The sequence below is a fragment of the Blastochloris sulfoviridis genome (genome assembly GCF_008630065.1).
Classification (GTDB): Bacteria; Pseudomonadota; Alphaproteobacteria; order Rhizobiales; family Xanthobacteraceae; genus Blastochloris; species Blastochloris sulfoviridis.
This window is the reverse complement of the sequence record NZ_VWPL01000007.1, coordinates 133,489-150,138: the sequence shown is the minus strand read 5'-3', so window position 1 is coordinate 150,138 and position 16,650 is coordinate 133,489. Positions and strand designations below refer to the sequence as shown.

The following is a 16,650-nucleotide window of genomic DNA, read 5'->3' as shown; positions in this document are numbered from 1 at the left end:
GTATCGAGAAAAATGAACCTCGCGCTTTGGAGCAAAGAGTTCTTCTTCGAACTCTTTGCTTATATGCGATAACCCTGGGGTCGGGGGTGGGGGGCCTCGCGGTACGGACCGGGTAGAGTCCTGACAGTTCAGACCGGGCAGATGGTCGACAGGTCACAGTGCATTGGAGGGAGGACCTTCGATGCCATTTTTGGAGACCTGTCGGATGGAGCAGCGGATCCGGATGCTGTCGGATTACGACACAGGGGCGTGGAGCGTATCGGAGCTCTGCCGGCGCTACGAGGTGAGCCGGGATACGTTCCATGCGTGGCGTGCGCGGCGGGCGAGTGGGGCTGCGGACTGGTTCGTGGAGCGGTCGCACGCGCCGCTGCGGTGTCCGCACCGCACCCCGGCGGCGCTGGCGGAGGAGATCGTGCGGCTTCGGCGGCGGTTTCCGCATTTCGGGCCGCGCAAGCTTCTGGCGCGGTTGCAGCGGGAGGCGCCCGAGGTGAGGTGGCCGGCGGCCTCGACGATCGGCGACATCGTGAAGGCGGCCGGGCTGGTCGCGCCGGTGAAGCGGCGGCGGCGTCCGATCGACCAGGCTCGCTCGTTCGTGGCGGCGGTGGCGCCGAACGACGAGTGGAGCGCGGATTTCAAGGGCTGGTTCCGGACGCGGAACGGGCGCCGGATCGATCCTTTGACGCTGACCGACGGGGTCACGCGGTTCCTGATCGAGGTGCGGGTTGTGCCGCCGACCGCGGCGGGGGTTCGCCCGGTGTTCGCGCAGGCGTTCCGCGAGCACGGCCTGCCGAAGGCGATCCGCTGCGACAACGGGCCGCCATTCGGCTCGACCGGTGTGGGCGGACTGACGCGGCTGTCGGTGTGGTGGCTCAAGCTCGGCATCGCGCCGCATTTCATTCGGCCGGCTTCGCCGCAGGAGAACGGCCGGCACGAGCGCATGCACCGGACCCTGAAGGAGCAGACGACGCATCCCGCGGCGGCGACGGCGACCGAGCAGCAGGCGCGCTTCGATGCGTTCCGCCGGCACTACAACGAGGAGCGGCCGCACGAGGCGCTGGCGCAGCATCCCCCGGCCGATGTCTACGTCGCATCCTCGCGGGCGATGCCGGAGACCGTCGAGGACCCCTGGTACGACGCCGATCATCAGGTGCGCCGGGTGCGGCCGGCCGGCGACATCAAATGGAAGGGCGAGCACGTCTTCATCGGCGAAGCCTTCGCGGGCGAGCTGCTCGGCCTCGAGGAACTCGAGACGGGCGACCATGTCGTGCGCTTCTGCGCGCACGACATCGGCCTGATCGATCGCCGCGGTTTGTTCCGCCGCTTCGCTCCGCCCCGGACGGGGCTCCGCGAACCGGCGGAACAAACCGCAAACCCCAACCCAGACCTGTCGACCATCATCCCGGTCCAAAGTGTCGACCATCTTCCCGGTTGAACAGAAACGACTCGGCGCCCGGCGGGAGGCGCTTTCATTCGCGCCCGCCGTCGCCGGCGAAACGGGGCGATTCCGTGTCCGGAGGAACCTCTGCGCGCGCCCACGGTTGTTCCAAAGCATCCGGCCGGCTCCGGCCGGGTGGGAGACACCGCACGCACGGAAACCTCACGCACGGGAGGCTCTCATGGACGAAACCGATCGGATCGGCTGGAATGCCGAGGCGGTCCACGCCTTGCGGGAACTCGCGAACGAGCGTGTTCCGGTCCACATGATCAGCATGCGTCTGAAGCGGCCGGTCGAGTCCATCATGGCCAAGCTGAACGAGCTTGGCCTGACCACGGCGCTGTCCGGCGGGGACAAGCCGGAGCGCCAAGCCGGCTGAACGGCTCCCGCGGACGGGCGCGCGCCGCGCGGTCAAGCCGGCAGAGGCGTGGGGGTCACACCGCCGGCAGCACGAAGATGGCGATGGTCAGGCCCCAGCCCGCCAGCCACACCAGCGAGCGCAGCGTCGCCAGATCGGCGATGTAGCACGCCGTATAGAGGAGGCGGGCGGTCACCACCGCGCCAGCAAGCGCATTGACCGTCGCCATCGGCGCGCCCTGCGTCGCCGCCACCAGCACGGCGGCCGCGAACAGCGGGAACGCTTCGTAATGATTGAGGTGGGCGGCATAGGCGCGCTTGCGGTAGCCGTCGATGGTCTGCGCCCAGTCGCGCGGCGCGTGGTTGTCCACGCCGCGCGCCTTTGCGATTCCCACGGTCACCACCGGCAACACGCCCATGACCAGGACGCACCAGAACGCCAATTCCATCTTGATTTCCCCCGCTTGCCCCAGCTTGGATCGGAATACGGCTCGAAAGGAAGGCCTGATCAGCCGGAACCCGTATGACGCATCGCACCGCGATGCCGCCGATCGCACTGCGGGAGATACGGCCGGCAGGACAGATCGGATCGGCGGGGTGCGATCGGCGATGGCGTGCCGGGCCGCCGCCCGGCCTGCGTCAGGGCGCTGTCCCGCTCCGGCGAAGCATGTGCTGGGAGTGAACGCCGAAAGGCGCGAGGTGGCCGATCTCGTGCCGGCAGGCGTGGCCGTGAGTCTGCGGGTCATTGCGGTATTTACGCACCGCCCCCATCATCGCCGGGCTTGTCCCGGCGATCCCGACACCCTGGTCATCCCGCCTGCCGTCCTCTTGTCCGACACCGCCGCGTTCCCATCGAGATCGCCGGGCCAAGCCCGGCGAGGACCACGGTGAGAGCGCGCCCGCATCTCATACCAACGGCCCCAAACGCTGACGCGTGGGGCCGTTGACTCTCGCGAATTTTCTCATCCGAAATCAGATATTTCGCGAAAATCCGCGACCGGAACCAACGGTCCGCGTTCGCGGCCGTTGGTATCATGTCAGGCTGCGTGGATCGGAGGCTGTCGGCCCGGTCGCTGGCGACGGGTCACCCCGAAGTCAAGCTCCGCGCGGAGGGGCATCAATCCACCCGCAGGGCGCGGACCTGGACGTCCATCAGGCTGGCGGCGAGGTCGGTGCCGTCGGTCACCATTTCCCGCCACAGCGAGATCGGCGTCGGGCCTGGGGTCTTCAGCTCGCCGATGACGTCGGCGAGATTGTACTTGATCTTGGCCTCGAACTTCTTGGCCAGCGACTGCATCGGCCGGTTCGAGGGCAGGCAGCTCATGGTCACCGTGGCGACGCCGCGATTGCGCGCCACCAGCAAGGTGCGGCCGAACAGCGCCGAGCCGACGCCGGAATTGCGGTACTCGGCCTCGACGCTGAAGGCGATCTCGGCCTCGACCGGCGGCTTGGAGCCGAGAATGTGCAGCTCGGCGGCGCCGCGCAGCACGCCATCTATGAAGAAGCCGTGGATCACCGCGCCGCCGCCGAACGCCTTGGCGGCGTGCGCGGCAATGGCGTCGTCGGCGGCGTCCATGCCGAACCGCAGCCGGCGGTCGTCGGGGGCCAGCCTCGACAGATGGTCGCGATAGAGGGAGGCTTCGCCGGACCAGAGTTTCCGGATGACGCCTCCCACACTCAAAGGCTCGTGCATCATAGCCATGGCGCTCCACACGCTCGGATCGATCGAGCTGCCGGGGGGTACCGATCGTTCGATATGTCCGTGCAGATCCGACATACGCTTATGCTGCATTGCACAATAGGAGGCAAGGCAAATCGTTGCATTGCAGTAATGCGACCGTCAATGAAGAAAATAAGCCGATGAGAGCTAAATATAGGAGCAAAATCATAAATTCCCGACTATTCGTCCGGGTGCAAGCCATGGTTTCGCCGTTAACCCGCGGGCCGTGGGACTCAAAGCGGGAAATATCAGCAAAGTAGGTTGCGGTTTCGTAGCGAAAACATATGCCAGTCAAGATGCGGCACGGCAGCCCGAAGTCTTGATCCGCATCGGGTGGCACGATCCGGAGACGCGCGGCAGGGCGCGCCGCGCGCGCCGCCGAACTGACCGCCGCGCCGCCGCGCCAATTGCCGCGGCATCGTCCCGGCCCGGCCGGCGCCCCTGCCCTTGTGCGGCGCACGCGCACCGCCTAACTGCTGGGCTGGGACACCGACCCGACACCGACCCGACACCGCCGATGCTCGCCTCCTGTCTTGAACGCTACCGGGCTCTCGCCGACCACGGCGAGATCGAACACGACGCCGCGCAGGAGGAGGTCGCCTGCCGGCTCGACGCCTTGGCGCGGGAGCTGGCGGTCTATCATCTGGCCCAGAAATCCTCGGCGCTGGGCTGGCTGTTCGGCCGCAAGTCGGTGGCCGTGCCGCGCGGGCTCTACATCTGGGGCGAGGTCGGCCGCGGCAAGACCATGCTGATGGACCTGTTCTTCCAGGCCGCGCCGCTGGCCAGGAAGCGCCGGGTGCACTTCCACGCCTTCATGCAGGACGTCCACGCCCGCATCCACGACTGGCGGCAGAAGAAGAGGCACGGCGAGGTCAAGGGCGACGACCCGGTGGCGCCGGTGGCCGAGGCGCTGGCCCTTGAGGCGACGCTTCTGTGCTTCGACGAGTTCCACGTCACCGACATCGCCGACGCCATGATCCTCGGCCGGCTGTTCGGCCGGCTGTTCGCGCTTGGCGTCGTGGTGGTGGCGACCTCCAACGTCCCCCCCGAACGGCTCTACGAGAACGGCCTGAACCGGGCGCTGTTCGTGCCCTTTCTCGGCCTCTTGGCCGAGCAGGTCGAGGTCGCGCGCCTCGACGCGCGCACCGATTTCCGGATGGAGAAGCTGGACGGCATTCCGGTCTGGCACGTGCCGGCCGACGACGGCGCCCGCTTCGCGCTGGACAGCGCCTGGCGGCGCATCGCCGGCTGCGACGGCGGCGGGCCGGCGCGCATCCGGCTGCTCGGCCGCAGCCTCGACGTGCCGCGCGCCGCGCGCGGCGCCGCTTGGTTCGGGTTTCCCGACCTGTGCGAGCAGCCGCTGGGCCCGGCCGATTTTCTCGCCATCGCCGAGAACTTCCACACCCTCATCGTCGCGGGCGTGCCGCAGATGGACGAGACCAGCCGCAACGAGGCGCGCCGCTTCATCACGCTCGTCGACACGCTCTACGACAGCCGGGTCAAGCTCCTGGCCTCGGCCGCCGCCGAGCCTTCGGCGCTGTGGACCGGCAGCGCGGGCTATGAGAGCTTCGCCTTCGCCCGCACCGCCTCGCGCCTGACCGAGATGCGCTCGGCCGACTACCTCGCTCTGCCGCACGGGCGGCCCGACTCGGAGGCCAGCGGCGACGCCACCGGTCTGGTCGAGACCTGAGCCATGGCGGACGCGCGCGCCACCGCTCCGCGCCAGACCGCTCCACGGCAGACGGCGGCGCGTCAGGCGGGGCGGCGCGGCGAGGCGCTGCTCGGCATCGCCACCGACCATGTCCGCCGCTTCGGCATCGAGCGCACCACGGTGGTGGCGATCGCCCGCGAAGCCGGCATGACCCACGCCAATGTCTACCGCTACTTCCCGTCCAAGGAGGCGCTGGTCGACGCCATCACCGCCGACTGGCTGAAGGAGCTGGAGGCGCTGCTGCAGACGGTGGCCGACGCCCCCGACCCGGCCGACGACAAGCTGGAACGGCTGATCCTGGCCTATGCCAGGGGCTTGCGCGAGCGCGCCGAGGCCGAGCCCAACCTCAACGCGCTGCATCTGGCCGCCTTCGCCGGCGGGCGCATCGTGTCGCGCCGCCACCGCCAGCGCGTGCGCACGCTGATCGAGCGCATCATTGAGGATGGCGTCGGCGCCCAGCTGTTCCGGGTGCGCAGCCGCGACAAGGCGACGGCGGTGATCCTCGACGTGCTGCACCGGTTCATCGACCCGGTGGCGGTGGCGGCGGACTGCGACGTGCCGCGCGACGAGATCGGCGCGCGGGTCGCAGCCGCCGTCCGCCTGGTGCTGCGGGCGCTCTATGGCGGGCTGCTGTGAGCGGGGGCGGCCGGCTGCACGTGGCGGGAACGGCCCTAGCCGAAGGTTGCATGCCGCGGCAGTTACAAATGACAAATAATGAAATCTGTAATTTCGCCGCTTCGGCCCGGCCCGCGGCCTGACCGGCGCCCTGGGCTAAAATCTCAAATATCTGATGTCGCGGCGCTTTTCGGGGCCCTGCGGCGGGCGGCGGCCTGCGTCCATCTGCCGCCCGAGCGGCATTTTCCCTTGATCCAGCGTGGCTTGATGCGGACCGGGCGGGGCGATATTGAAAAGCGGCCGCGCGGAATTTTCGACCTCTGCCGTTGACCGGCAGGCGCGAAGGACCGGCGGGCAGACAACCCCATGTCGGATTCCGTGGACCGGCCCATGGTCCGATCGACGAAATCCGACTTCGATAGATACGAACTGGGCCGGCGGGTCCGGCCGCCTCGTTTTGGGCACGGACCTTCGTCCACCAGGAACATTCGTCCACCAGGAACCAGCAGCTCATGGCGCGCAACAAGATTGCCCTGATCGGCGCTGGCCAGATCGGCGGCACCCTCGCCCATCTCGCCGGCCTCAAGGAACTCGGCGACATCGTCCTGTTCGACATCATGGAGGGGATCCCCCAGGGCAAGGCGCTCGACATCGCCGAGTCCGCGCCGGTCGACGGCTTCGACGCCAAGCTCACCGGCACCCAGGGCTATGAGGCGATCGAAGGCGCCGACGTGGTGATCGTCACCGCCGGCGTGCCGAGGAAGCCCGGCATGAGCCGCGACGACCTGCTCGGCATCAACCTCAAGGTCATGGAGCAGGTCGGCGCCGGCATCCGCAAGTACGCGCCGAACGCCTTCGTCATCTGCATCACCAATCCGCTCGACGCCATGGTGTGGGCGCTGCAGAAGGCCTCGGGCCTGCCCAAGACCATGGTGGTCGGCATGGCCGGCGTGCTGGATTCCGCCCGCTTCCGCCACTTCCTGGCCGAGGAGTTCGACGTCTCGGTCGAGGACGTCACCGCCTTCGTGCTCGGCGGCCATGGCGACACTATGGTGCCGCTGCCGCGCTACTCCACCGTCGCCGGCATTCCGCTGCCCGACCTCATCAAGATGGGCTGGACCAGCCAGGAGCGGCTCGACAAGATCATCCAGCGCACCCGCGACGGCGGCGCCGAGATCGTCAACCTGCTCAAGACCGGCTCGGCCTTCTATGCGCCGGCGGCCTCCGCCATCGCTATGGCCGACGCCTATCTCAAGGACAAGAAGCGGGTCATGCCCTGCGCCGCCTATCTCAACGGCCAGTACGGGCTGAAGGACATCTATGTCGGCGTGCCGGTGGTGATCGGCGCCAAGGGCGTCGAGCGCGTGGTCGAGATCCATCTCGATCGCGACGAGCGCGTGATGTTCGACAAGTCGGTCGCGTCCGTCCAGGGCCTGATCGAGGCGTGCATCAAGATCGCCCCCGATCTTGGCCAGTGAGAGAACTCGGCCAGTGAGAGATATTGGCCGGTGAGAAACGCCGCCGGCAAGGCGCGCCGGTGCAGCCCGCACCGGCGCTGGCCTTGAACCAGCGGACCGATCGTCAAGTCAGGGATGAACGCCTCGCCGTGGCCGTGACGGCCGCGGGAGGAGGGGCAGGGACCACATGAATATTCATGAATACCAAGCCAAGGCCGTGCTGAAGACATTCGGGGTGCCGGTGTCGCGCGGCGTCGCCATCTTCAAGCCCGAGGAGGCCGCCGCCGCGGCCAAGGAGCTCGGCGGCCCGCTGTGGGTGGTGAAGTCGCAGATCCACGCCGGTGGCCGCGGCAAGGGCAAGTTCAAGGAGCCGGCGGCCGGCGACAAGGGCGGCGTGCGCCTCGCCCGCTCGGTCGAGGAGGTCGAGGCCTATGCCGCGCAGATGCTCGGCAACACGCTGGTGACCGTGCAGACCGGCCCGGCTGGCAAGGTGGTCCACCGCCTCTATATCGAGGAGGGCTCCGACATCGAGAAGGAGCTCTATCTGTCGATGCTGGTCGACCGCTCGACCTCGCGCATCGCCTTCGTGGTCTCCACCGAGGGCGGCATGGACATCGAGGCCGTGGCCCACGACACGCCGGAAAAGATCGTCAGCTTCTCGATCGACCCGGCCACCGGCCTCATGCCGCACCACGGCCGAACGCTGGCGCGCGCGCTGGGGCTGAAGGGCGACCTCGCCAAGCAGGCCGGCGAGCTGGCGGCGCAGCTCTACGACGCCTTCGTCGCCAAGGACATGACGATGCTGGAGATCAATCCGCTCATCGTCACCAAGGACGCCAAGCTGCGCTGCCTCGACGCCAAGATCGCCTTCGAGGGCAACTCGCTCTACCGCCACCCCGACGTGGTGGCGCTGCGCGACCTCACCGAGGAGGACGAGAAGGAGATCGAGGCATCGAAGTACGACCTCTCCTACGTCGCGCTCGACGGCACCATCGGCTGCATGGTCAACGGCGCCGGGCTTGCCATGGCCACCATGGACATCATCAAGCTCTATGGCGAGGAGCCGGCCAACTTCCTCGACGTCGGCGGCGGCGCGTCCAAGGAAAAGGTCACCGCGGCGTTCAAGATCATCACCGCCGATCCCAACGTGAAGGGCATCCTGATCAACATCTTCGGCGGCATCATGAAGTGCGACGTGCTGGCCGAGGGCGTCATCGCCGCGGTCAAGGAGGTCGGCCTCAACGTGCCGCTGGTGGTGCGCCTCGAAGGCACCAATGTGGAGAAGGGCAAGGCCATCATCAACAATTCCGGTCTCGACGTGATCTCGGCCGACGACCTCGACGACGCCGCCCAGAAGATCGTCAACGCGGTGAAGAAGGTCGCCTAGCAGTGGCGGGGGCAGCTGGGCTTATTCTCCTTATCGCTGCCGCAGCTCTTGTCGGTCTGTTGATCGCTGGAGCTCTCGTTGTCATTCAGTGGGCAATAGAGGGCGTGTTTCATCACCGCGTAGGTGTCTATTGCGGCTATGTGCAGATGATTGCGATTCTAAGCCTCATCGTATTTGTCCTCTACCAGTCTGAGGAGAAATGTGGGGCTGCGACGCGCACTTGTATCGACGGCGGAGAATGGTTTGCCGTCGTCGCTTTCCTATCTGCCGGCACTTTGGGGTTGATCGTAATGCCGGTTGTTTTTCTGTCAGTTTTGCGCCTGTCCAAATGGTCTGCAAATCGAGCAACGCTTAGGGGTTAGGGATGTCCATCCTGATCGACAGCAACACCAAGGTCATCTGCCAGGGCTTCACCGGCAAGAATGGCACCTTCCACTCCGAGCAGGCCATCGCCTACGGCACCAAGATGGTCGGCGGCACCTCGCCCGGAAAGGGCGGCTCGACCCATCTCGGCCTGCCGGTGTTCGACACCGTGGCCGAGGCGCGCGAGGTCACCGGCGCCGATGCCTCGGTGGTCTATGTGCCGCCGCCGGGCGCGGCCGACGCCATCTGCGAGGCGATCGACGCCGAGATCCCGCTGATCGTGTGCATCACCGAGGGCATTCCGGTGCTCGACATGGTGCGGGTGCGCCGCGCGCTCGAAGGCTCGAAGTCGCGCCTGATCGGCCCGAACTGCCCGGGCGTGCTGACGGCCGGCGAGTGCAAGATCGGCATCATGCCCGGCAACATCTTCAAGCAGGGCTCGGTGGGCGTGCTGTCGCGCTCCGGCACGCTGACCTACGAGGCGGTGTTTCAGACCTCGCAGGTCGGTCTCGGCCAGTCGACCGCGGTCGGCATCGGCGGCGACCCGGTCAAGGGCACCGAGTTCATCGACATGCTGGAGCTGTTCCTCGCCGACCCCAAGACCGAGTCGATCATCATGATCGGCGAGATCGGCGGCTCGGCCGAGGAAGAGGCGGCGCAGTTCCTGATCGACGAGGCGAAGAAGGGCCGCAGGAAGCCGATGGTCGGCTTCATCGCCGGCGTCACCGCCCCGCCCGGCCGCCGCATGGGCCACGCCGGCGCCATCATCTCCGGCGGCAAGGGCGATGCCGGCAGCAAGATCGCGGCGATGCAGGCCGCCGGCATCACGGTGTCGCCCTCGCCGGCCCGTCTCGGCAAGACCCTGGTCGAAGTGCTGAAGGGCTGACACGAACGCGGCAAGGCGCCGGCGGCATCCGCTGGCGCCTTGCCCCAAGACGGCGCGGCCCCAAGACGGCGCGGCCCCGGACGGGCCGCACCGACAACGAGGCCGCGGCAGCGAACGCGGCCCGCCACGGGGCCGTTTCCGGGATCCCGCAGGGATCGTCGGCAAACCGTATGACCGCAAACCGGGAGCGCCGTGGCGCTCCGGAGGTGTCGCATGGCACGCCAGGATCTGAACAAGCTGCTCGCCCAGACCGCGTTCCTCTCCGGCGGCAGCGCCGCCTATATCGAGGATCTGTACGCCCGCTTCCAGACCGATCCGGCGGCGGTGGAGGCGCAGTGGCGCGACTTCTTCGCCGATCTGGAGGAGAACCGCGGCGAAGCGGCGCGCAGCGCCCGCGGCGCCTCGTGGAAGCGCGCCGACTGGCCGGTTCCCGCCAATGGCGAGCTGGTGTCCGCGCTCGACGGCAACTGGACGGCGCTGGAGAAGACGGTCGGCGAGCGCATCCGCGCCAAGTCCGCCGAAGCCAGCCGCGGCGCCGTCATCTCCGAGGAGCAGATCCAGCGCGCCTCGCGCGACTCGGTGCGCGCGATCATGATGATCCGCGCCTTCCGCATGCGCGGCCACCTGCACGCCGACCTCGATCCGCTGGGCATCGCCACCCGCCACGACCATGGCGAGCTCGACCCCGTCTCCTACGGCTTCACCGAAGCCGACTACGACCGCAAGATCTTCATCGACCACGTGCTCGGCCTCGAATTCGCGACCGTGCGCGAGATGCTGGTCATTCTCCGCCGCACCTACTGCCGTACGCTCGGCGTCGAGTTCATGCACATCTCCGACCCGATGGAGAAGGCGTGGATCCAGGAGCGCATCGAGGGTCCGGACAAGGAGATCCACTTCACCCGCGAGGGCAAGCGCGCCATCCTCAACAAGCTGGTGGAGGCCGAGGGCTTCGAGAAGTTCCTCGACGTCAAATACACCGGCACCAAGCGCTTCGGCCTGGACGGCGGCGAGGCCACCATTCCGGCGCTGGAGCAGATCATCAAGCGCGGCGGCCATCTCGGCGTGCGCGAGATCGTGCTCGGCATGGCCCACCGCGGCCGCCTCAACGTGCTGGCGCAGGTGATGGGCAAGCCGCACCGCGCGCTGTTCCACGAGTTCAAGGGCGGCTCGTTCCACCCCGACGACGTCGAGGGCTCGGGCGACGTCAAGTACCACCTCGGCGCCTCCTCGGATCGCGAGTTCGACGGCAACAAGGTGCACCTGTCGCTGACGCCGAACCCCTCGCACCTGGAGATCGTCGATCCGGTGGTGCTGGGCAAGGTGCGCGCCAAGCAGGACCAGCTCCATTGCACGCCGGACGACCGCCGCGCCGTGCTGCCGCTGCTGATCCACGGCGACGCCGCGTTCGCCGGCCAGGGCGTGGTCGCCGAGTGCCTGGGCCTGTCGGGCCTGCGCGGCCACCGCACCGGCGGCTCGATCCACTTCATCGTCAACAACCAGATCGGCTTCACCACCGACCCGCGCTACTCGCGCTCCTCGCCCTATCCGTCCGACGTGGCGAAGATGGTCGAGGCGCCGGTGTTCCACTGCAATGGCGACGATCCGGAAGCGGCGGTCTACGCCGCCAAGGTGGCGACCGAGTTCCGCCAGCGCTTCCAGAAGCCGGTGGTCATCGACATGTTCTGCTACCGGCGCTTCGGCCACAACGAGGGCGACGAGCCGGCCTTCACCCAGCCCTTGATGTACAAGCGCATCCGCTCGCACCCCACGGTGCTGCAGATGTACGGCAAGAAGCTGGTCGAGGAAGGCGTCGTCACCGACGGCGAGATCGAGAAGATGAAGGCCGACTGGCGCGCCCGGCTCGACGCCGAGTACGAGGCCGGCCAGGCGTTCCGCCCCAACAAGGCCGACTGGCTCGACGGCCGCTGGGCCGGCATCAAGGCGGCCAAGGATGCCGAGGACCCGCGCCGCGGCGACACCGGCGTGCCGATGGAGACGCTCAAGGAGGTCGGCCATCGCATTTCCGAGGTGCCGGCCGGCTTCCACGTCCACCGCACCATCCAGCGCGTGCTGGAGGGCCGCCGCAAGATGGTCGAGACCGGCGAGGGCATCGACTGGGGCACCGCCGAGGCGCTGGCGTTCGGCTCGCTGTGCGTCCAGGGCTACAATGTGCGCCTGTCGGGCCAGGATTCGGAGCGCGGCACCTTCTCCCAACGCCATTCGGTGCTGACCGACCAGGAGACCGAGGAGCGCTACACCCCCCTCAACCACATCCGCGACGGCCAGGCCCGCTACGAGGTCATCAACTCGATGCTCTCGGAGGAAGCGGTGCTCGGCTTCGAGTACGGCTACTCGCTGGCCGAGCCCAACACGCTGGTCGCCTGGGAAGCGCAGTTCGGCGACTTCGCCAATGGCGCGCAGGTGGTGTTCGACCAGTTCCTGTCGGCGGGCGAGCGCAAGTGGCTGCGCATGTCCGGCCTCGTCTGCCTGCTTCCGCACGGCTATGAGGGGCAGGGGCCCGAGCATTCCTCGGCGCGGCTGGAGCGCTATCTGCAGCTCTGCGCCGAGGACAACATGCAGGTCGCCAACTGCTCGACGCCGGCCAACTACTTCCACATCCTGCGCCGCCAGTTGAAGCGCGACTTCAGGAAGCCGCTGATCCTGATGACGCCGAAATCGCTGCTGCGCCACAAGCGCGTGGTGTCGCATCTCGACGACATGGCGTCGGGCACGTCGTTCCACCGCGTCCTGCTCGACTCCGCCCAGAGCATGCCGACCGACCGCGTCAAGCTGGTGTCCGACGACAAGATCCGCCGCGTCGTGATGTGCTCGGGCAAGGTCTATTACGACCTGTTCGAGGAGCGCGAGCGGCGCGGCGTCGACGACGTCTACTTCCTGCGGCTGGAGCAGCTCTATCCGTTCCCGGCCAAGGCGCTGCTGCACGAGCTGCAGCGCTTCAAGCACGCCGAGATGGTGTGGTGCCAGGAGGAGCCGCGCAACATGGGCGCGTGGTTCTTCGTCGAGCCCTACATCGAATGGATCCTCGGCCAGATCGGGGCGAAGACCAGGCGGCCGCGCTATGTCGGCCGCCCGGCGGCGGCGGCCACCGCCACCGGCCTGATGTCCAAGCATCTCGCGCAGCTCCAGGCATTCCTCGACGAGGCGCTGGCGGCCTGAGACCGGCGGCAAAGCCGCGGCACATATTGGGAGGCGCCCCCGGCGGGCGAAGAAGAGACGATGACGATGGAAATCCGCGTTCCCACGCTCGGCGAGTCGGTCACCGAGGCCACCATCGGCCGCTGGTTCAAGAAGCCCGGCGATGCTGTCGCCGCCGACGAGCCGCTGGTCGAGCTCGAGACCGACAAGGTCACCGTCGAGGTGCCGGCCCCGGCCGCCGGCGTGCTGGCGCAGGTGCTGGCCAATCCGGGCGACGCGGTCGGCGTCGGCGCGGTGCTGGGCCTGCTGCAGGAAGGCGCCGGCGGCGCCAAGCCGGCGGCCAAGGCCGCGCCCGCTGCCGCAGCCCCCGCCGTGGCGGCCAAGCCCGCGACCGCGCCCGCCGTCGAGCACGGTCCGGCGGTGCGCCGCATCGCCGCCGAAAGCGGCATCGATCCGGCAACCGTCACCGGCACCGGCCGGGATGGCCGCGTCACCAAGGGCGACATGCTGGCGGCCGCCGCCGCGCCGGCCGCCGCGCCCGTCCAGGCGCCGGTTCCCGCGCCGGCTCGGGCGCCTGCGCCCGCGGCCCCGATCAAGGTGCGCGCCCCCTCCGCCCCCGACGACAGCGCGCGGGAAGAACGCGTGCGCATGTCGAAGCTGCGCCAGACCATCGCCCGGCGGCTGAAGGAGGCGCAGAACACCGCGGCGATGCTGACGACGTTCAACGACGTCGACATGAGCGCGGTGATGAACCTGCGCAACGAATACAAGACGCAGTTCGAGAAGAAGCACGGCGCCAAGCTCGGCTTCATGGGCTTCTTCGTGAAGGCGTGCGTGCAGGCGCTGCGCGAGATGCCGGCGGTCAATGCCGAGATCGACGGCGAGGACATCGTCTACAAGAACTACTACCACGTCGGCGTCGCCGTCGGCACCGACAAGGGCCTCGTCGTGCCGGTGGTGCGCGACGCCGACCGGCTGACCATCGCCGAGATCGAGAAGGTGATCACCTCCTACGGCAAGCGCGCCCGCGACGGCCAGCTCACCATCGAGGAGATGCAGGGCGGCACCTTCACCATCACCAATGGCGGCGTCTATGGCTCGCTGATGTCGACGCCGATCCTGAACGCGCCGCAGTCGGCGATCCTCGGCATGCACCGCATCGAGGAGCGGCCGGTGGTGCGGGGCGGCCAGATCGTGGCGCGGCCGATGATGTATCTGGCGCTGTCCTACGACCACCGCATCATCGACGGCAAGGACGCGGTGACCTTCCTGGTGCGGGTGAAGGAAGCGCTGGAGGATCCGACCCGGCTGGTGCTGGACGTTTAGGGACGTCCATGCCGACGATCGCGATCGTTGATGGTGTGGTCCTCATGATCCACTTGAAGGATCATTTGCCGCCGCACCTTCACGCCAGGATCGGCGGCTTCGAGGCGCAGATTTCGATTGCCACGGGCGACGTTCTCAATGGATCGTTGCCTCCGGCCAAGCGAAAGCGGGTGCAGGATTGGCTGGCCCGCCACCGCGAGGAAGTGGCGTTCGTTTGGACGGAAGTTCGGGCTGGGCGCTATGCAGGAGGAATGATCGAATGAACTATTCGGTCCGCAGCGTCGAAGTCGTCCGCTATCCCGTGTTGCGGGTGACGTTCGACGACGGTTTTTCCGGCGAGTACGACCTCGGCGATCACATCGAACGTGGTCCGGTTTTCGCGCCGCTGAAGGATCCCAAGGTGTTCGGCGAGGTCGCGGTGGCGCCGGACGGACACACCTTCGGCTGGTTTCTCGATCGCGAGGGACACGAGCTCGATTTCTGCCCGGACGCGACGCGGATCCGGCTTGAGACCCAGTTCGTCGAACGACTGGCCGCGCAGCACCGCGCCAAGCTCCCGGCTGCGGAGTAGCGCCGCTCACCCCACGATCCCTCCCTTTCCGTGACGCGCCCGCCGGACTGTCGGCATCAGCGAGCGAACGGCATCAACGAGCGAAGCATGGCAACCTACGATCTGATCGTCATCGGCACCGGCCCCGGCGGCTATGTCTGCGCCATTCGTGCCGCCCAGCTCGGCCTGAAGGTGGCGGTGGTCGAGAAGCGCAAGACCTTCGGCGGCACCTGCCTGAACGTCGGCTGCATCCCGTCCAAGGCGCTGCTGCACGCCTCCGAGCTGTTCGAGGAGGCCGGGCACGCCTTCGACAAGATGGGCATCAAGGTCGGCAAGCCGGCGCTCGACCTCAAGACCATGATGGCCTTCAAGCAGGAGGCGATCGACGGCAACGTCAAGGGCATCGACTTCCTGCTCAAGAAGAACAAGATCGAGTCCTTCCACGGCCTCGGCACCATCCTCGGCCCCGGCCGCGTCCAGGTCGCCGCCGAGGACGGTTCGGCGCAGGTGATCGAGGCCGCCTCGATCGTCATCGCCACCGGCTCGGACGTGGCGCAGCTCCCCGGCATCGCCATCGATGAGAAGCGCATCGTCTCCTCCACCGGCGCGCTGGCGCTCGGCCACGTGCCGGGCCGGCTGGTGGTGGTCGGCGCCGGCGTGATCGGGCTCGAGCTCGGCTCGGTGTGGCGGCGGCTCGGCGCCGAGGTGACGGTGGTCGAGTTCCTCGACCGCATCCTGCCGGGCATGGATTCGGAGGTCTGCCGCCAGTTCCAGCGCATCCTGGAGCGCCAGGGCGTCACCTTCAAGCTGGGCTCGAAGGTCACGGCGGTGGAGACCTCGGGCAAGCGGCTCGCGGTGACCATCGAGCCGGCGGCCGGCGGCGCACCCGAGGGGCTGGAGGCCGACGTGGTGCTGGTGGCGATCGGCCGGGTGCCGTTCACCGCCGGGCTGGGGCTTGAGGCGGTGGGCGTGGCGCAGGACGCCAAGGGCCGCGTCGTGGTCGATGGGCATTACGCCACCAGCGTGCCCGGCATCTACGCCATCGGCGACGTCATCGACGGGCCGATGCTGGCCCACAAGGCCGAGGACGAGGGCGTGGCGGTGGCCGAGCTGATCGCCGGCCGCGCCGGCCACGTCAATTATGCGGTGATCCCCGGCGTGCTCTACACCGCTCCCGAGGTCGCCTCCGTCGGCCGCACCGAGGACGGCCTGAAGCGGGACGGCATCGCCTACAAGGTCGGCAAGTTCCCCTTCACCGCCAATGGCCGCGCCAAGGCCAACCAGCAGACCGAGGGCTTCGTGAAGATCCTGGCCGATGCCGCCACCGACCGCGTGCTCGGCGTCCACATCATCGGCTCGGACGCCGGCAACATGATCGCGGAAGCCGCCATCGCCATGGAGTTCGGCGCGAGCGCCGAGGACATCGCCCGCACCTGCCACGCCCACCCGACGCTGCCCGAGGCGGTCAAGGAGGCGGCGCTGGCGGTCGACAAGCGCGCGCTGCACATCTGACGCGCTTGTCGGCGCGGCAGGATGCACCCCGGCAAGGCGGAAAACCGCGTAGCTGCACGATTCCGGCATTGCCGGCCGTGGACGCCATGGACAAACGACGCCAGTTTTGCTAAGGGCGCGGCCTCGGCGCCATCCCTGCGTGATGCCTCTCGCGCAGCGGGCCCGCCGTTCC

At 68.2% G+C, this 16,650-nt stretch carries 14 protein-coding genes; 12 read left to right on the top strand and 2 right to left on the bottom strand.

What is annotated here, in order from left to right; all coding sequences use genetic code 11:
- Positions 1-205 precede the first annotated feature (205 nt).
- Complete coding sequence (locus F1193_RS06045) at positions 206-1,432, top strand: integrase core domain-containing protein (RefSeq protein ID WP_246164163.1); 1,227 nt, start codon at positions 206-208, stop codon at positions 1,430-1,432.
- Between the two features lie 184 nt (positions 1,433-1,616).
- Positions 1,617-1,814 carry a hypothetical protein gene (locus F1193_RS06040; RefSeq protein WP_150096780.1) on the top strand — a complete coding sequence of 66 codons (198 nt, stop codon included), beginning with the start codon at positions 1,617-1,619 and terminating at the stop codon, positions 1,812-1,814.
- 55 nt (positions 1,815-1,869) lie between these two features.
- Here the strand turns inward: F1193_RS06040 and F1193_RS06035 are convergent, their stop codons facing one another.
- A complete protein-coding gene (locus F1193_RS06035; RefSeq protein WP_150096779.1) occupies positions 1,870-2,241 on the bottom strand; it encodes an MAPEG family protein in 372 nt (123 codons plus the stop codon).
- Between the two features lie 668 nt (positions 2,242-2,909).
- Positions 2,910-3,467, bottom strand: a complete 558-nt coding sequence (locus F1193_RS06030) for a GNAT family N-acetyltransferase (protein ID WP_170263411.1) — start codon at positions 3,465-3,467, stop codon at positions 2,910-2,912.
- Between the two features lie 562 nt (positions 3,468-4,029).
- Here F1193_RS06030 and zapE point away from each other — a divergent pair.
- From zapE to lpdA, 10 genes are all read left to right on the top strand, one after another.
- On the top strand, positions 4,030-5,202 hold the full coding sequence (zapE, locus tag F1193_RS06025) for a cell division protein ZapE (protein ID WP_150096777.1): 1,173 nt from the start codon (positions 4,030-4,032) through the stop codon (positions 5,200-5,202).
- A gap of 3 nt (positions 5,203-5,205) precedes the next feature.
- On the top strand, positions 5,206-5,859 hold the full coding sequence (locus tag F1193_RS06020; protein WP_150096776.1) for a TetR/AcrR family transcriptional regulator: 654 nt from the start codon (positions 5,206-5,208) through the stop codon (positions 5,857-5,859).
- Between the two features lie 491 nt (positions 5,860-6,350).
- A complete protein-coding gene (gene mdh / locus F1193_RS06015; RefSeq protein WP_150096775.1) occupies positions 6,351-7,316 on the top strand; it encodes a malate dehydrogenase in 966 nt (321 codons plus the stop codon).
- A gap of 166 nt (positions 7,317-7,482) precedes the next feature.
- The gene (sucC, locus tag F1193_RS06010; protein WP_150096774.1) at positions 7,483-8,682 is read left to right on the top strand and encodes an ADP-forming succinate--CoA ligase subunit beta; all 1,200 of its coding nucleotides are present in this window, start codon (positions 7,483-7,485) and stop codon (positions 8,680-8,682) included.
- 364 nt (positions 8,683-9,046) lie between these two features.
- On the top strand, positions 9,047-9,931 hold the full coding sequence (gene sucD, locus F1193_RS06005) for a succinate--CoA ligase subunit alpha (RefSeq protein ID WP_150096773.1): 885 nt from the start codon (positions 9,047-9,049) through the stop codon (positions 9,929-9,931).
- A 213-nt stretch (positions 9,932-10,144) separates the two neighbouring features.
- Positions 10,145-13,111 carry a 2-oxoglutarate dehydrogenase E1 component gene (locus F1193_RS06000; RefSeq protein ID WP_150096772.1) on the top strand — a complete coding sequence of 989 codons (2,967 nt, stop codon included), beginning with the start codon at positions 10,145-10,147 and terminating at the stop codon, positions 13,109-13,111.
- 60 nt (positions 13,112-13,171) lie between these two features.
- Positions 13,172-14,416, top strand: a complete 1,245-nt coding sequence (gene odhB, locus F1193_RS05995; protein ID WP_150096771.1) for a 2-oxoglutarate dehydrogenase complex dihydrolipoyllysine-residue succinyltransferase — start codon at positions 13,172-13,174, stop codon at positions 14,414-14,416.
- Positions 14,417-14,424: 8 nt separating this feature from the next.
- Positions 14,425-14,679, top strand: a complete 255-nt coding sequence (locus F1193_RS05990; protein ID WP_150096770.1) for a DUF4160 domain-containing protein — start codon at positions 14,425-14,427, stop codon at positions 14,677-14,679.
- The gene (locus F1193_RS05985; RefSeq protein WP_150096769.1) at positions 14,676-14,987 is read left to right on the top strand and encodes a DUF2442 domain-containing protein; all 312 of its coding nucleotides are present in this window, start codon (positions 14,676-14,678) and stop codon (positions 14,985-14,987) included. The genes F1193_RS05990 and F1193_RS05985 overlap by 4 nt, the downstream gene beginning before the upstream one ends.
- An 87-nt stretch (positions 14,988-15,074) precedes the next feature.
- On the top strand, positions 15,075-16,478 hold the full coding sequence (gene lpdA / locus F1193_RS05980) for a dihydrolipoyl dehydrogenase (protein WP_150096768.1): 1,404 nt from the start codon (positions 15,075-15,077) through the stop codon (positions 16,476-16,478).
- The last annotated feature ends 172 nt before the right edge of the window (positions 16,479-16,650 follow it).

What these genes read in the sequence shown, in the direction of transcription:
- F1193_RS06045 (WP_246164163.1), top strand. Translation starts at nt 206, where the DNA reads ATGGAGCAGCGGATCCGGATGCTGTCGGATTACGACACAGGGGCGTGG.
- F1193_RS06040 (WP_150096780.1), top strand. Translation starts at nt 1,617, where the DNA reads ATGGACGAAACCGATCGGATCGGCTGGAATGCCGAGGCGGTCCACGCC.
- F1193_RS06035 (WP_150096779.1), bottom strand. Translation starts at nt 2,241, where the DNA reads ATGGAATTGGCGTTCTGGTGCGTCCTGGTCATGGGCGTGTTGCCGGTG.
- zapE (WP_150096777.1), top strand. Translation starts at nt 4,030, where the DNA reads ATGCTCGCCTCCTGTCTTGAACGCTACCGGGCTCTCGCCGACCACGGC.
- F1193_RS06020 (WP_150096776.1), top strand. Translation starts at nt 5,206, where the DNA reads ATGGCGGACGCGCGCGCCACCGCTCCGCGCCAGACCGCTCCACGGCAG.
- mdh (WP_150096775.1), top strand. Translation starts at nt 6,351, where the DNA reads ATGGCGCGCAACAAGATTGCCCTGATCGGCGCTGGCCAGATCGGCGGC.
- sucC (WP_150096774.1), top strand. Translation starts at nt 7,483, where the DNA reads ATGAATATTCATGAATACCAAGCCAAGGCCGTGCTGAAGACATTCGGG.
- sucD (WP_150096773.1), top strand. Translation starts at nt 9,047, where the DNA reads ATGTCCATCCTGATCGACAGCAACACCAAGGTCATCTGCCAGGGCTTC.
- F1193_RS06000 (WP_150096772.1), top strand. Translation starts at nt 10,145, where the DNA reads ATGGCACGCCAGGATCTGAACAAGCTGCTCGCCCAGACCGCGTTCCTC.
- odhB (WP_150096771.1), top strand. Translation starts at nt 13,172, where the DNA reads ATGACGATGGAAATCCGCGTTCCCACGCTCGGCGAGTCGGTCACCGAG.
- F1193_RS05990 (WP_150096770.1), top strand. Translation starts at nt 14,425, where the DNA reads ATGCCGACGATCGCGATCGTTGATGGTGTGGTCCTCATGATCCACTTG.
- F1193_RS05985 (WP_150096769.1), top strand. Translation starts at nt 14,676, where the DNA reads ATGAACTATTCGGTCCGCAGCGTCGAAGTCGTCCGCTATCCCGTGTTG.
- lpdA (WP_150096768.1), top strand. Translation starts at nt 15,075, where the DNA reads ATGGCAACCTACGATCTGATCGTCATCGGCACCGGCCCCGGCGGCTAT.